This is a genomic window from Microvirga ossetica (assembly GCF_002741015.1).
Taxonomy (GTDB): Bacteria; Pseudomonadota; Alphaproteobacteria; order Rhizobiales; family Beijerinckiaceae; genus Microvirga; species Microvirga ossetica.
On record NZ_CP016620.1, the window covers coordinates 459,291 to 474,265 of the forward strand.

General features: G+C 60.3%; 11 protein-coding genes and 2 pseudogenes. 5 read left to right on the plus strand and 8 right to left on the minus strand.

The features are described from left to right. Positions 1-913 precede the first annotated feature (913 nt). The 5 genes and pseudogenes from BB934_RS45170 to BB934_RS45190 form a co-directional block, all read right to left on the minus strand. Positions 914-1,642 (minus strand): IS6 family transposase, encoded by a 729-nt coding sequence (locus BB934_RS45170; protein ID WP_099516014.1) that lies wholly within the window; start codon positions 1,640-1,642, stop codon positions 914-916. 54 nt (positions 1,643-1,696) lie between these two features. Then, a pseudogene (locus BB934_RS45175) lies at positions 1,697-1,894 on the minus strand (IS6 family transposase); the annotation flags it as partial. A gap of 55 nt (positions 1,895-1,949) precedes the next feature. Beyond that, positions 1,950-2,159 (minus strand): annotated as a pseudogene (locus tag BB934_RS45180) (terminase small subunit); the annotation flags it as partial. Between the two features lie 460 nt (positions 2,160-2,619). Then, entirely contained in the window at positions 2,620-3,057 is a 438-nt protein-coding gene (locus tag BB934_RS51420; RefSeq protein ID WP_418294851.1) for a Thoeris anti-defense Tad2 family protein, read from the minus strand. A 490-nt stretch (positions 3,058-3,547) separates the two neighbouring features. Next, positions 3,548-3,922, minus strand: a complete 375-nt coding sequence (locus BB934_RS45190; RefSeq protein ID WP_099516016.1) for a tudor domain-containing protein — start codon at positions 3,920-3,922, stop codon at positions 3,548-3,550. 809 nt (positions 3,923-4,731) lie between these two features. Between BB934_RS45190 and rpoD the strand changes: the two genes are divergently transcribed. Beyond that, positions 4,732-6,627 (plus strand): RNA polymerase sigma factor RpoD, encoded by a 1,896-nt coding sequence (rpoD, locus tag BB934_RS45195; RefSeq protein ID WP_418294842.1) that lies wholly within the window; start codon positions 4,732-4,734, stop codon positions 6,625-6,627. A 654-nt stretch (positions 6,628-7,281) separates the two neighbouring features. Here rpoD and groL read toward each other — a convergent pair. Then, positions 7,282-8,931, minus strand: coding sequence for a chaperonin GroEL (gene groL / locus BB934_RS45200; protein ID WP_099516017.1), 1,650 nt, complete (start codon positions 8,929-8,931; stop codon positions 7,282-7,284). Positions 8,932-8,974: 43 nt separating this feature from the next. Further along, on the minus strand, positions 8,975-9,289 hold the full coding sequence (gene groES / locus BB934_RS45205) for a co-chaperone GroES (protein WP_099509915.1): 315 nt from the start codon (positions 9,287-9,289) through the stop codon (positions 8,975-8,977). Positions 9,290-11,366: 2,077 nt separating this feature from the next. On the opposite strand from groES, the gene BB934_RS45215 reads away from it, so the two are divergent. Together BB934_RS45215 and BB934_RS45220 are read left to right on the plus strand one after the other, a co-directional pair. After that, on the plus strand, positions 11,367-12,152 hold the full coding sequence (locus BB934_RS45215) for a Crp/Fnr family transcriptional regulator (protein ID WP_099516019.1): 786 nt from the start codon (positions 11,367-11,369) through the stop codon (positions 12,150-12,152). Positions 12,153-12,244: 92 nt separating this feature from the next. Next, on the plus strand, positions 12,245-12,463 hold the full coding sequence (locus tag BB934_RS45220; protein ID WP_099516020.1) for a dodecin: 219 nt from the start codon (positions 12,245-12,247) through the stop codon (positions 12,461-12,463). Between the two features lie 275 nt (positions 12,464-12,738). On the opposite strand, the gene BB934_RS45225 is transcribed toward BB934_RS45220, so the two are convergent. Then, a complete protein-coding gene (locus BB934_RS45225) occupies positions 12,739-13,305 on the minus strand; it encodes a TetR/AcrR family transcriptional regulator (RefSeq protein ID WP_162299292.1) in 567 nt (188 codons plus the stop codon). 321 nt (positions 13,306-13,626) lie between these two features. Here BB934_RS45225 and queC point away from each other — a divergent pair, with 321 nt between their 5' ends. Together queC and BB934_RS45235 are read left to right on the plus strand one after the other, a co-directional pair. Then, positions 13,627-14,343: a 7-cyano-7-deazaguanine synthase QueC gene (gene queC / locus BB934_RS45230; protein WP_099516022.1), complete on the plus strand. Its 717-nt coding sequence runs from the start codon at positions 13,627-13,629 to the stop codon at positions 14,341-14,343. A gap of 46 nt (positions 14,344-14,389) precedes the next feature. Next, complete coding sequence (locus tag BB934_RS45235; RefSeq protein ID WP_099516156.1) at positions 14,390-14,956, plus strand: VUT family protein; 567 nt, start codon at positions 14,390-14,392, stop codon at positions 14,954-14,956. Positions 14,957-14,975: the final 19 nt, after the last annotated feature.

Sequence of the window (14,975 nt, forward strand, 5' to 3'; positions counted from 1 at the left end):
CGGTGGTAAACCAACCCATATGAGGGCTAAAGGCAGGGATTTCCAGACTGAGTTCCAATTTAAGGTAAACCCTCTGCTGCCAAGACCCTGCTGGGACCACGCCATAGCTATGAGGTCACTGAGTTACCGCATTTGAATTGATCTTACCCGAAAGCTCAGGCACGCACTGCGCATCGTTTCGCGATTGTCGATACGAAGAGGGGGTGGATTTCACCTGAAATGTATTCTCCGTGCCTATGACATCACACGATCAGTATCGGCATCGGCTCATCGAACGTGTCTGGACAGCAAACAGGGGCCGGTCGGTTGGGTTTGATGCGGGTGCGACGTGGACGGACAGTCATCTGCCGGGCTCGACCAAGGTGCTCTGACTGCTGCTGATCCAGATCAGGAGCAGTCGCACACGCATCGGTCCATCGTACTTAGCGCTCTATTGACGGCTGTGTATTAGCCCCGCCCGATCCGCCTTCGACAATGGGAGCAGGGGGCGATCACTTCAGTCACACCGTCAGTAGGTGAGGCTATAATGCACATCGTCGATCATGCAGGGCAGAAGAGGGAGCAATGGCGACCCAGTGTGACGACGCGCATGCGGGTCTCGGCCATGGCTGGGGCAGCCCAGCTATGCGTGTGTGAGCAATGGTGTGATCCTGGCTGCGGCGCACCCCACCCATTTGCATGCGGTGGAAGAGATCCTGACTGTGCTTGAGGGCCGCGCTGAGGTCTGGTCGGCGACGAACATGCGCCAGTGACGGTCGGGCAGTCGGTGATCATTCCGGCAGGACACCGGCACGGGTTCCGCAACACTGGCGAGACGACGCTTCATAGGGAGGCGGTACTTGCCGCACCTATTTCCGAGGGTTCCGTTGCAATTCCTGACGTAGGCCAAGCGAAGGCCGGACAAGAACGCAGGCTAGGCGACGGCACCGAACAGGGTAGCAATGAAGTCGCGCTGAGCGCCCATGTCATTCGCTGGTACACCGGCGACCGGTGCCTTCCGGATCATCGCCATCGCCTCATAACCAGAAAGCGTCTGCGAGGCGGACGTGAAGCTCTTGAAGCCCAGTCCTGGCCGGACCAAGCGCTTGATACGCCGGTGATCTTGTTCAACGATGTTATTCAAGAATTTCACCTGCCGGAGTTTGGCAAAGCGCCGGAGTTCTCCTCCCTGCTTCATAGCTTTCGTCGCAATAGGATAGGCCGCATTCTTGTCGACCGTGATGGTCCGCGGATTGACCGTATGTGCCTGCTTCAGTGCTTTCCGGAAGAACCGTCGGGCGGCGGCCGCATCCCGCTTGGGCGAAAGCAGAAAGTCGATTGTCTGCCCTGTCGCATCAACAGCACGGTACAGGTACACCCATTTTCCCTTCACTCGGATATATGTTTCGTCGACCCGCCAGGAGCCGTTCTTCATACGAAGATGCGGACGGATGCGCTTGTCCAACTCCGGCGCATAGGCCTGGATCCACCGAAACAGGGTCGTGTGATCGACCTGAATGCCTCGATCGGAGAACATGCGCTCGAGATCACGGTAGCTGATCGGGAACTGCAGGTACAAGCGCACGGCCCACAGAATGATCTCCGCCGTGAACTGCCGACCTTTGAACAGATTCTTGTTATTTTGCTTCTTCGCTAGCCCCAACCGCCACCCTCATCCCGTAGCTCAGACAGAGCAAGCTTCAAGGCTGCAACAGATCCGGAGACGCCGGGCGTACTCCGGACCGAACTTCTTTCCCCATCGCCGGATCGTCTCATAAGACACGAGGATGCCGCGCTCGAGCAACATCTCCTCCACGAGCCGGAGGCTTAGGGGGAACCGGAAGTACAGCCAAACGGCATGGGCGATGATCTGAGGTGGAAACCGGTGGCGCTTGTAGCTGACGGGCTTGGTCATGCCTCAGTTAATAAGGCAGAAGCCCTGCTCGAGAGTTACCGTGACATCCCCCCTATACGACCCTGTCTACTGTAATACCGGTACGTTGAGAGCGAGATTTCTGACCTTCCGAAATCGCAGCCTGGACCTCAACATTCCTCAACAGCCTCTCACCTTGCGAGTAAGCCGTCTTCTCGCTGTACCCGGCGCGTATCGCGGCCTGGGTAGCATTGAGATCGATGAGGTATTCTTCAGCGAACCGTTTCTGCTTGTCGGTCAGTGCCATGGGTTTCACGAGTGATGGAGGCGCGCAAGGCGCACAAGCCGATGCGAGGGTCGAGGATGCGCATCAAGATCATTTCGGGCTAGGGTCTAGCTCACTGCGGTTGCGCGAGATGCATGCGGTCTGGAGGCGACCATGTTCGGTGACTCCCCGTCAGGGAGAAGACGTTTCTGGGCCATTATGATCGGGATCGCGATCATAGGGATCGGAGGATTGCTCCTGATGTGGGCCTTTCAGGTGTGACTCTTTATGCGAGTTCCACCCAATCCTGAGCGAGCATGTCCGACTGGGAGGCGAGCGAGACGCTCAAGCAAGTTAGCGGATTAAGGATCAGCGCCATAAGAGGCTTTCGGGCTTTGCACCGATGGATTAGCCAAAAGTCGAAATCGTCCACCACGTAGAGAAGCCTATAACGCGGGCGTGTGGGAGGCTTGGCAATGCAAGACGATGATGAATTCGATGATCAGGACCACGTTGTGGGCCCAAAGGTCCTTCGGCCTGACAGGTCCACGGACCGCCTATTCAGATGGATTGGCCTCATTGGCGGCCTCGGCTTCTGCGCTTTGATGATCGCGCAGATATCCCAGTAGGAACGGCGGTGCTCGGGAGCTTCGATCTCAATCCAATCCTCAGCGAGCGTGTCTGTCTGGGAGGCGAGCCAGCCCATGAGGATCTTGTCGTCTGCCGTCTTCATGATGATGTACGGCAAGACCTCAGCTACCTGGCCGGTCTGAGAAATCCTATCGCCTTCCCAGCAGTCGCCTGATGCGCTCGCTCTCCATGGCCTTGTCGGCCACGTGCTGGGCGGCAGTCTTGGCGCTCTGGGCGGATTGTTGAAAGTTTCCTGATGCGACGGATCGGATGGCTTGGGAGAGTTCGCGTCGGGCGCTCTGGCAATGATGGCAGGGCATTACATAGTTTCCTGCGGCTTCTCTGCCCTACGCTTGACGTCGTGCTCTCTCTGCCTTGCTCTATGGTCGAGGGACTTGGGCATTCAGTCTCAATTGACCGGTTATCGCGACTGGGTTCACTTGGATCAGGTGCCTAAGGGTGTGCCATGTCAGCTAAGTGCCCAAACTGCGCAGAACCACTATTAAGCGTGAAGACCTACAGCGTCGACATTGAAAGCTCAGGTGTCCTACAGAGCGGCACGGTCTATGCGTGCCCGGCATGCTCTGCCGCTATCAGCGTCTCGCTAGGAGCGCCGCCCATTGTAGCGGGGACAGTCTTGGAAACTGTGACGGACGTCTCGGTTGATCTGGAGGGCACGCATCCGAGCTTACCTCAATAGCCCCAGCGTCTCAGCGAGGCTCTCTTCCCTGTGCTGGCCGGAGGCGTCGAGCTAAAAGTCATGCCTGGCGAAGGAACATTACCATCACCAGGCAGCAAGATCATTGAGAGCGGCAACGACCGGTCTTGGTTGTCTCACGGTCACCGTCATCATAGTTGATACTGATGGTCTCACCACCTAATGACGCGATCTTTCCAGGATACCACTTTCCGGCACCCTTGTAGTTGCACTCGACACGGCCGCCGATAGCCCAGTTGTATGGCCTTACAGCGCTAACAGAGAGGGTCTCCCGATCGCCGTCATCGTATGACACGGTGATATTTCCACCAGACACAGCTTGGATAACGCCGGGATACCAGTAGCCACCACCTTTGTAGTTGGCCAAAACCCAATCGCCCTTTGACTGTGCGTGAGTTGAACTGATGCCAGCAATGAGGCCCATGGCAATGAGCCCGAGCTTAACGGAATTCTTCATATTGCCCCCAGAGAGGCCGCACGATCACGGCTAAATCTTGGGTATAGATACCTTGATCAGAGATCAATGACGTTTCGGCACTCTGGCCGCTTAACATTCGAGATACTTAATACCCACAGTAGTGGCAAAGAGGAACGGCTCCATGAAGTGAGCATATTCACTTGCTACCTCAACAGTCCCAGCCTCTCAGCGATGCTCTCTTCAACGTAAAGGTTGAGCATCGCGACATGTTGCGGATGGGACTCTCAGAGGCACCGTCAACTTAAACCGATAAGGGTTGTCTGAAGTCATCACGCTCAGCGCTAAGCCATTGAAAGTACGTCATCCACTCTGGACGAAAAATGCACAAAACGCAGGCGAAACCCGTTAAGTTGACGATGCCCCAAATCCGTTCGGCAACTCATCGACATCGGGGCCATGAGCACAAAGGTGGTCCATCGCCTCGAACCATTCATCTTGCCATGGAGGCTGTGCCGGCACTCTATCTTTATAACCTCGGCCGATTTTCCTATGGCCACAAAGCAAACTCAACAGCCTCATTGACTGCCACCTAAGATGGACATGATTCCAGACCAATTCCTTCTTAACCGGATTCATGTAAGGCAGTGGCGTGCGCAAATGTCGCAAGGTCAGTCTGGTACAATGTTTTCGTACTGGAGACGACCTTGAATCAGAGCCGCGCTAACCTCTCTTTCCGAACGCCAGAAGCCTCCTCACATACTCGCTCCAAGGATGATCACATCATTACTTCACACCCTGACCAAGCAGATGGGCCTCTGCTCGACCTGACTGATGCCGCCGTTCGACAGATGATCAGGCTCGCGAAGCAGCGGGGCTATGTGACGCACGGTGAATTAAACAAAGGTTTGCCCTCCAGGGACTTCTCCTCCGAGCAGATCGAGGACGTGCTTGGCCAGCTCTCCGCAATGGGGATCAGCGTCGTCGAGTCCGAAGAGGTGGACGAGGGGCAGCAGGCAGAGGCCGAGGAGCAGGAAGCCGACGGCGGTAACCTCGTCGAGGCCTCCCAGAGCCATCCGATCGCGGTGCGTGAGACTACCGCCAAGGAGCCGACCGAGCGCACCGACGATCCGGTGCGCATGTACCTGCGCGAGATGGGCTCGGTCCAGCTTCTGTCCCGCGAGGGCGAAGTCGCGATCGCCAAGCGCATCGAGGCCAGCCGCGAGGCGATGATTGCAGGCCTGTGCGAAAGCCCGCTCACCGTTCAGGCCATCATCATCTGGCGTGACGAGCTCCTGGCCGGCAAGGTTTTGCTCCGTCACATCATTGACCTGGGGGCGACCTATGCGGGCCCGGACGGAACCATCCTCCCCAATGTCGATGGGATCGGCGAAGACCTTCCGGAGGAGGAACGAGCAGCCGAAGGCGACGAAGCGGCCCCGTCCGAGGAAGAGGGCGAGGGCGACGACATGGAGAACAACGTGTCGCTCTCGGCCATGGAGGCCGAGCTGAAGCCGCGCGTGCTCGAGACCTTCGACTCCATCGCCGACAACTACAAGAAGCTGCGCCGCCTGCAGGTCGAGCATGTGGAACAGCGCATGCAGAACAAGCAGCTGACCCCGGCCCAGGAGCGCAAGTACAAGGAGCTCAAGGCGGATATCGTCACCGCGGTGAAGTCGCTGTCGCTGAACAACAACCGCATCGAGGCCCTGGTCGAGCAGCTCTACGACATCAACAAGCGCCTCATCTCCCATGAGGGCCGCCTGATGCGCCTGGCCGAGAGCCACGGCGTCGCCCGCGAGGAGTTCCTCAAGCACTACCAGGGATGGGAACTCGATCCCAAATGGGTGCTGCGCGTCTCCAAGCTCGGCGGCAGGGGCTGGAAGGACTTCGTCGCCAAGGCGAAGGACGGCATCCACGACCTGCGCGAGAACATCCACAATCTGGCGAGCGAGACCGGCCTGGAGATCCAGGAGTTCCGCCGCATCGTCATGATGGTGCAGAAGGGCGAGCGCGAGGCGCGCCAGGCGAAGAAGGAAATGATCGAGGCGAACCTGCGCCTCGTGATCGCCCTTGCCAAGAAGTACACGAACCGCGGCCTGCAGTTCCTGGACCTGATCCAGGAGGGCAATATCGGCCTGATGAAGGCGGTCGACAAGTTCGAGTACCGGCGCGGCTACAAGTTCTCGACCTACGCCACCTGGTGGATCCGGCAGGCGATCACCCGCTCGATCGCCGACCAGGCCCGCACGATCCGCATCCCGGTGCACATGATCGAGACGATCAACAAGATCGTCCGCACCTCGCGCCAGATGCTGCACGAGATCGGCCGCGAGCCGACCCCGGAGGAGCTGGCCGAAAAGCTCGCCATGCCCGTGGACCGAATTCAGAAAGTGCTCAAGATCGCCAAGGAGCCGATCTCCCTCGAGACGCCGATTGGCGACGAGGAGGACACACATCTCGGCAATCTTATCGCGGACGACAATGCTGTCTCTCCTGACCTGGCAGCGATCCAGTCGAACCTGCGCGATACCACGACGCAAATGCTTGCCACCCTCTCGCCGCGCGAGGAGCGCGTGCTGCGCATGCGCTTCGGCATCGGGCTGAAAAGTGACCACACTCTCGAGGAGGTCGGCCAGCAGTTCTCCGTGACTCGAGAGCGCATCCGGCAGATCGAGGCGAAAGCTTTGCGTAAGCTGAAGCATCCGTCGCGCAGCCGGATGCTCCGGAGCTTCCTCGACATCTGACATCTCACCGCTGAAAGTGCCATGTTGCGCGGATGAGCGATTTGGCGACCGAAGCTGCACGGCACAGGGGAACTGCGTCCTCCTGATCTCGGATCTCCATCATGCCGTTCAAGACCAATGCCGCTCGCCGTCATCGCATCCCCAAGCAGTGGCACCGGGTGACAAATAGGGCACAGCCCAGCGGTGGGTTGTCACCAGGCATGCTGACGGCCTCCCCGAGGCTGCCGACGCGACTTAACGATCGCTAGACCGATCTCCGGTAAACAACGAAAGGTGCGTCGGAACCCTGTCCGGCCTGCTGACCGTCATTGTCCGGAGTGTCCATGGCCAAACCATCAAACTTGCTGAATGCCTACGAACGGATGGTGGCCGCCGAGGACGAGAAGCGCCGCCTGATGCCCGAGCGGCTGGTAACACTCGTCGCGGACAAACCTTGGATCAAGGCGGTCAGCCAACACTCACAAGTCCGGCAAGTCTTCCTGAAGGCTGCAATCGCCTTCTGCCGATCCGAGACGGCCGAAGCGCCGAAGCCCAAAGGGCACCCCTGCTCGCGCGGCGATGCCTCACCAACGATCAGCGTCTCACGGTCAGATCCACATAGGAAAGGCTCCGGAGTGATCCGGAGCCTTTCCTATGGGATGACAGGAGCAGGATCTAGAAGTCCATGCCACCCATGCCGCCGCCCATGCCACCACCAGGCATGGCTGGAGCGGATTCCTTCTTCGGAGCGTCGGCCACCATGGCCTCGGTGGTGACCAGCAGGCCGGCGACCGAAGCCGCGTTCTGCAGAGCCGTGCGGACGACCTTGGCCGGATCGACGATGCCGGCCTGGAGCATGTCCACGAACTCTTCCGTCTGAGCGTTGAAGCCGTAGGTGTCGGACTTCGTGTTGTCGTTGATCTTGCCGACCACTGTGGATCCCTCAACACCGGCGTTCTCGGCGATCTGACGGAGCGGAGCCTCGAGCGCGCGCAGGACGATCTTGATGCCGGCCTGGACGTCCGGGTTGTCGGTCGTGAGCTTCGCAACCGCAGCCTTGGCGCGCAGCAGAGCCGTGCCGCCGCCGGGAACGATGCCCTCTTCCACCGCAGCGCGGGTGGCATGCATCGCGTCGTCCACGCGGTCCTTCTTCTCCTTCACCTCGATCTCGGTCGAGCCGCCGACGCGGATCACCGCGACGCCGCCTGCGAGCTTGGCCAGGCGCTCCTGAAGCTTCTCACGGTCGTAGTCCGAGGTGGTCTCCTCGATCTGCGCCTTGATCTGCTGAACACGAGCTTCAATCGCGTCCTTTGCACCGGCGCCATCAATGATCGTGGTGCTCTCCTTGTCGATGCGAATACGTTTGGCACGGCCGAGCATGTCGAGGGTGACATTCTCGAGCTTGATGCCGAGGTCCTCAGAAATCGTCTGGCCGGCGGTGAGAATCGCGATGTCCTCGAGCATGGCCTTGCGGCGGTCGCCGAAGCCGGGAGCCTTCACGGCAGCGATCTTCAAGCCGCCACGCAGCTTGTTGACCACGAGGGTGGCGAGAGCCTCGCCCTCGATATCCTCCGCCACGATCAGCAGCGGCTTGCTGGTCTGCACCACGGCTTCGAGGATCGGCAGTAGCGACTGCAAGGAAGAGAGCTTCTTCTCGTGGATGAGGATGTAGGGATCCTCGAGCTCCGCAATCATCTTCTCGGCGTTGGTGATGAAGTACGGCGAGAGGTAGCCGCGGTCGAACTGCATGCCCTCGACCACGTCGAGCTCGGTCTCGGCGGTCTTGGCCTCCTCGACGGTGATGACACCCTCGTTGCCGACCTTCTGCATCGCCTGGGCGATCATCTCGCCGATGGAGGCATCACCATTGGCCGAGATGGTGCCGACCTGAGCGATCTCCTCAGATGAAGCCACCTTCTTGGCGCGGGACTGGATGTCCTTCACCGCCTCGGCGGTGGCAAGATCGATGCCGCGCTTGAGGTCCATCGGGTTCATGCCGGCGGCAACCGCCTTGGCGCCCTCGCGGACGATGGCCTGGGCCAGAACGGTCGCGGTGGTGGTGCCGTCACCAGCCACATCGCTCGCCTTCGAGGCCACTTCGCGCACCATCTGGGCGCCCATGTTCTCGAACTTGTCGGCGAGCTCGATCTCCTTGGCCACGGTGACGCCGTCCTTGGTGATGCGCGGAGCGCCGTAGCTCTTTTCCAGCACCACGTTGCGGCCCTTGGGGCCCAGCGTGACCTTTACGGCGTTGGCCAGAATATCGACACCGCGCAGCATCCGATCGCGTGCATCAGTGGAGAATTTTACGTCTTTGGCAGCCATGAGCTGAACTCCTGTTATTTGTTATCTGTTCGGGCTGGGCTGTTTAAGCTGCCTTCTGAGCCGCGGCGGACTGTTCGATCACGCCCATGATGTCGGATTCCTTCATGATCAGGAGATCCTGGCCATCGATACGCACCTCGGTGCCGGACCACTTGCCGAAGAGCACGCGGTCGCCGGCCTTCACGTCGAGGGCGACGACCTTGCCGCTCTCGTCACGGGCGCCGGGGCCGACGGCGACGATTTCGCCCTCTTGCGGCTTCTCCTTGGCGGTGTCCGGGATGATGATGCCGCCGGCCGTCTTCTCTTCGGCTTCGATGCGGCGGACGACGACGCGGTCGTGCAGCGGACGGAACTTCATGGGCAAGCCTCCTCAATATGGAATTGGAGGCACTCGTCTGCGCCGAGCAGCACGTTTAGCACTCGACGCATGGGAGTGCTAACGCGAGTTGATAGCCTGATGCCCCGGTTCAGGCAAGACCTCTTGACGAGGCCAAGCTTAAGGTGCGTTGGACTCTTGAGAGCACTGTCGGAGCCGGTTGCCCCTGCGGTCCTCGTCGCTCATCCGCTGAGGTCCATCGCGACGCCGTTCGACAGCTGACGAATGGTCTGGCCTTTGTTACCGCGGCTGGCGCCCCAAAAGGCAACAAAATAGCCCCGCCAGCCTGAGGCCAGCGGGGCGGATGAAATGCCTTGGTGATACTCAGTTACGCAACATGAAAGTGACCCACCTCTGCTTGTGAACTTTGACAGGACGATGACGCCATCCACTTGGCGCTGATCTCCTGATCGTCCTGGGCGCTCATTGACCCGTCCCATCATGTGTCCATACTGGCTCTCATGAAGCGCCTGATCGGATCCCTCCGAACCCTGCTATCCCGTCGTCCAAGGACCAGGACTCAAGCGGGCCTCACCGCCGTTGAAGATGAAGCGGTCTGCCTGATTGCGTATGAGGGAGCGGCAGCCTACGCCCGAGCACGGCAGCAGGCGTATTACTGCCGCGCCAGAGGCAGCGAGCAGGGATTTCGGTTCTGGTCGGCCGTGACGACTGAAGTCGACCGGCGAGCGGGTGCCAGCGCGAAAGGTGCTCATCAGCAGTCGCGATGAGGCTCAGCAGGCTGCGTTAAAACCAATTCTGGGATGCGCATGAATTCCGGACAAAAGTCGTTTCGCGTTTACCGTCAGTTCAATGGTGGAGCCGCATCTAGGAACAGTGGTTACCCGACCGCACTCCCGGCCAAGCCCAGGACACATAATTCCTCTTATCGTGGACTTGGCCGGGTCCAAGGCGTAGCAGGCGGATTTTCATTGGGACACGGCCGGCTTGGACGGCATCAATCTCGGCGCGACGCCAACCCCCCGGTAAATGCGTCAGGCAAGAGCGAGCACGACGGTCAGCAGCGCTTGCGGGACTCAGATCATCTGGCCGGGGATTTGACTGATCGAGAAGCCACGCATGGTGATAAGGGCGCTCTCGGAACTCACGGCTCGGCGACGGGATAGGATGCTATCGGGACGAGGTCGAAATTCCTCATCGGATAAGGCCGCTCGCCTTGTGACCCAATGGCCTTTCTCAAGATGGCCTTGATGTGTTCTTTCACAGCGACATCGTCAGCGCCAACTTCAGCCGCGATTGTGGAACGCTCCTTGCCGGCCTTCAAGCAGCGGAGAATCTGAGCTTCCGGATCTGTCAGCGAATACTGTTGATTGAGATTGGCCGCGGAGAGCAGCCTATCTGCGCCAGTATTCAGGATGGTGGAAACGACCCTTGTCATTGCTATCCCTACGGATAAACGCCTGGTGACACTTTGCCTGTGGAGCCGGATGAAGCGCCATAGCGCTTCGGAGGTAAGACAGCCACCGGGCCTACTTTGCTGAGAACGCGCCGATGATGTCGCAAGGCGCAGAGAGCTTGCGTACCTTGCTCCAGTGCAGATCCTGCAGTGTGTTGAAGTCCGACGAGGAGCCCGGGAGGGCAGTCCATCCGTGCCGTCTCCCGGGTCTCGTCGACAGCTGTCGTCGACAGGCAGCTGAAGCCAGAGTGAGGTGATTTGCTGGAAGAGACAAGCGGCACGAATGGGGCGCGGCAGCGTGGCGCACGATCGGCGCGCCAAGGCGTGAACGGAAAACGCCCCGGCTGAGGGCTGTCTGAAACCTCACCCAGGGCGTTGAGCGGAGGGTAGAGCTCCGCACCGGATCGAGATGGTTCGCATCAGACCCGGTGAAAGCATCCTGAGCCGACAGAGTAAACATTTGGTGTGCTGGGATGGGGCCATCAGGTGACGCGTGTCGCCATCGCGCGATCATTGAAAGGCAGGCCATAGACATGGCAATGCTCTTCGGGTCAGAGAGGTCGCACCCGTCCGTCAGCCAGAGCTTGCTGACTCCTGTGTGATTTCCAGCTTTTCTTCGGGACCATCCGCTGCCTAGCTTGGGGCATGAAACCCGATATCTACGCCCTTGCTCCAGCTCCGAAGGTCGATCACCGTACCAACCGGCTCCTGGCGGCTTTAGATTCCGATGACTTTGCGGCACTGGAGCCGCACCTGCACGGGGTCAGCCTGCAACAGGATCAGGTGTTGTACGAGGCCGGCGATCCCCTGCGCCATGCCTTCTTTCCCCATGACACGGTAGTGTCGCTGGTGGCCGTGTTGAAGGATGGCCGCTCGGCCGAGATGGCGGTCTATGGCCGGGAAGGGGCCTTGGGCCTCGTCAGTTCCATGACAGCCCTCCAGTCCTTTGGGCGCTACATCGTACAAGCTGACGGTACCGCTTCCCGAATCGAGCTGGAGCGCCTGCAGGAGGTGATCGGCACCCGTCCGAAGGTGCGCCAGCTGGTGCTGAACTTTGCCGAAGCCATGATGGCCCGCGTGCTGCAGAACGTGGCCTGCAACGCGGTCCACAGTGTCGAGGCCCGGTGTTGCCGCTGGATCTTGAGCATGCACGACCGGCTGGATCGGGACGCTGTGCCGCTCACACACGAGTTCCTGGCCGACATGTTGGGGGTGCAGCGCTCCACCGTCAGCAGCATCGCACGAGCGCTGCAGGAGGCGGGGCTGATCCGGCAGGGCCGGGGTGTGATCACGGTGATGGATCGGGCCGGCCTGGAGCAGACCTCCTGCGAGTGCTACGGCACGGTGCGCCGCAGCTTCGAGCGGCTGTTGCCTCACACCTATAGGAACAACCCAACACCTGATCTCCGCCAGCCACGTCGTGGTTCCTGATCGTCGTGCCATGCCAGCTGTTGAGAGCCGGCAGGATTCGCAGGCGACGTTGTCTGCGCTACCTGGGATCTGGGATAGGAGATGGGAGCGTGATGTCCGATCACGTCTACAAAGTCGTTGAACTGGTGGGCTCATCGCCCAACAGCATCGAGGATGCGATCCAGACGGCGATCAAGCGGGCCGATCAGACCTTGCGCAACCTGCGCTGGTTTGAGGTGATGCAAACCCGTGGTCACGTGGAGAACGACGAGGTTCAGCATTATCAGGTCGTGCTCAAGGCCGGTTGTACGCTGGAAGGCGAAGGGCCATAGCGGGGTGCGGCGAGCGAACGCTTTTAGCCTATTAAAGCGATGGCGCTCGGCGGTTTTTTATACCGTCGATGATCAGCGGATTTGCGTTTATCGATGATGTCGGAGGGCTCTGGTGTATTGAGAGCCACAACACCTTTTCTGCCAAAGCGCATTGACATGATCAGGAACTAGCGCAGCCCCTGCGAGCGTAGGCTCATGGATGTGCTACCTCGAGCAGCACGAAGGATGGATTCCGCGCCTCCAAATCCGGCTCGTCCGCCCTGCGCTTGGGGCCTCTACTCAGCGACTCCTCTGAGTAACAGGCGGTTGACCGCCTGGACGACCCGCTCGTGCTCCTCCTCCGAAAATGGGCTCAGCTCATGCATCTCGAGGCTGTTCAGGCCCTCAATGGCCAGCCAGCCCACCAGCGCCGCGTCCAGATCATCCGACGTGGCTTTCAGGGTCTCCAGGGTCGCCTTGATGACCGCCCGCACGGGATCAAGCAGGCGCGGGTTTTCGGCCGACGCGGCCAGCATGCCATTGGCGACCCCCTTCGTCCTGTCCTGGCGCAGCTTGAGCAGCGCCGCCGTGCACAGGCGGGCTTCCAGGTTGCGCCCGGGCTCGGCCTGAGCGCGAAGGGCCTCCCGCTCCGCAGAAACCTCGTCAACGAGGCGCTGGACCATGGCCTGAAGCAGCGTTTCCTTGCTGGGAAAGTTGTAGAGAAGCCCACCCTTGCTGAGACCGGCCTTTTCGGCCACGGTGTCCAGCGTCAGCCGTCCCGACCCGATCTCACTCACCAGCTCCGCAGCCGCGTCGAGAATTTTCTCACGGGAACTCTTTCGGCCTCGAACCCGTCCCGCCATGCACCACTCTTGCCCTGAAGTGTCCAGCCGAAGATCCATTCGCCATATCGGCGCCCCTCCTGCCAGCGTCAAGAAGAGAGCATGACTTCGCGGCGGAGGGTCTCGGCGCGGTCCTGTCGCGCAATCGAGGTCAGGCTTTTGGAAGAGAGTATGCCGGAATGTATTCTCGTTGACACGTGCACCCGCCTTGGCCCTTATACCGTGACGCAGATGGGGTGAAGGCTTGGTGAAGCCACGCCTTCACGTCTTCCATGTGCTCAACGTTCGTCGGCACGTCAGCCGATCCGGTCGCAGCCTACCCGGTCAAAACAAGGAGCTCTGGTGAAAACCCTCGTTATCTGTTCCGGCGGATTGGACTCCGTCACGCTCGCGCACAAAGTTGCGGCTGAGCACACGCTCACGCGCCTGGTGTCCTTCGACTATGGCCAGCGCCACAAAAAGGAACTCGACGCCGCGCGGGCCTGCGCGGTTCGCCTCGCTGTGCCGCACGACACCGTCGACATTACCGCAGTCGGGCGCCTGTTAACGGGATCGGCCCTCACCAGCGGGGAGCCTGTTCCAGAGGGGCATTATGCCGAAGAGACGATGCGGATTACGGTCGTGCCGAACCGCAACGCCATCATGCTGGCGATTGCCTTCGGCGGCGCTGCTGCCGGGCAGGTCGAGGCGGTGGCGGCTGCGGTCCATGGTGGCGACCACTTCATCTACCCGGATTGTCGCCCGGACTTCATCGAGAGCTTCGAGACCATGCAGCGCCATGCGCTGGAGGGGATCGCTCGCATCGCGCTCTACACTCCCTTCGTGCGGCTGAACAAAGCCGACATCGTGCGTGAAGGAGCACGGCTGGGCGTGCCCTTTGCCGACACTTGGTCCAGCTACCAGGGTGGCGAGCGTCATTGCGGGCGCTGCGGCACCTGTGTCGAGCGGCGCGAGGCCTTTCATCTCGCCGGTATTGAGGATCCAACCCCGTATGAGGATCCGGACTACTGGATCGAGGCTTGCCGCGAGCACCAAGCCGGGCAGCTGCCTCAGGCTTAGCCAGAGCAACCACACTGATGAGATGAATTCTGTGGAGGACACGACCATGACGCCTGATCGACGGCGCCGGATTGAGGGGATCGCGTTTCTCGTGGGCTTTACGGCCTGCATTCCAGCTGCCAACTGGCTCGTCGGCCATGTCGGAACGGTCTGCGTTCCGGACGGCCCATGTCTCATCCCTATAGCCCCTGGCCTTGCAGCCCCGAGTGGCGTGCTCGTGGTTGGCCTAGCCCTCGTGCTGCGCGACCTCGTGCAGCGGCGTTTGGGGCGGTACTGGGCGCTGGCTGCCATCGGTGTTGGTGCAATCCTCTCAGCTGTTCTTGCGCCTCCGTCCCTTATTCTCGCATCGACAGCGGCGTTTCTGTTGTCCGAACTGGCGGATTTGAGCGTCTACACGCCGTTGCAGCGGCGGGGCCTCATCCTGGCAGTGGTCGCGAGCAGTGTCGTGGGGCTGATCATCGACAGTGCCGTCTTCCTGTTCTTGGCGTTCGGCAGCCTCGAGTTCCTGCTGCCACAGATCCTCGGCAAAGTCTGGATGGTGCTGGTGAGCATCCCGGTGATGGCTTGGCTGCGCGAGCACGACGCACGGGTCGGCATGCCCGTGCGGACCTGATTGAGTATGGAAGTAACCT

What these genes read in the sequence shown, in the direction of transcription:
- BB934_RS45190 (WP_099516016.1), bottom strand. Translation starts at nt 3,922, where the DNA reads ATGAAGAATTCCGTTAAGCTCGGGCTCATTGCCATGGGCCTCATTGCT.
- rpoD (WP_418294842.1), top strand. Translation starts at nt 4,732, where the DNA reads ATGATCAGGCTCGCGAAGCAGCGGGGCTATGTGACGCACGGTGAATTA.
- groL (WP_099516017.1), bottom strand. Translation starts at nt 8,931, where the DNA reads ATGGCTGCCAAAGACGTAAAATTCTCCACTGATGCACGCGATCGGATG.
- groES (WP_099509915.1), bottom strand. Translation starts at nt 9,289, where the DNA reads ATGAAGTTCCGTCCGCTGCACGACCGCGTCGTCGTCCGCCGCATCGAA.
- BB934_RS45215 (WP_099516019.1), top strand. Translation starts at nt 11,367, where the DNA reads ATGAAACCCGATATCTACGCCCTTGCTCCAGCTCCGAAGGTCGATCAC.
- BB934_RS45220 (WP_099516020.1), top strand. Translation starts at nt 12,245, where the DNA reads ATGTCCGATCACGTCTACAAAGTCGTTGAACTGGTGGGCTCATCGCCC.
- BB934_RS45225 (WP_162299292.1), bottom strand. Translation starts at nt 13,305, where the DNA reads ATGGCGGGACGGGTTCGAGGCCGAAAGAGTTCCCGTGAGAAAATTCTC.
- BB934_RS45235 (WP_099516156.1), top strand. Translation starts at nt 14,390, where the DNA reads ATGACGCCTGATCGACGGCGCCGGATTGAGGGGATCGCGTTTCTCGTG.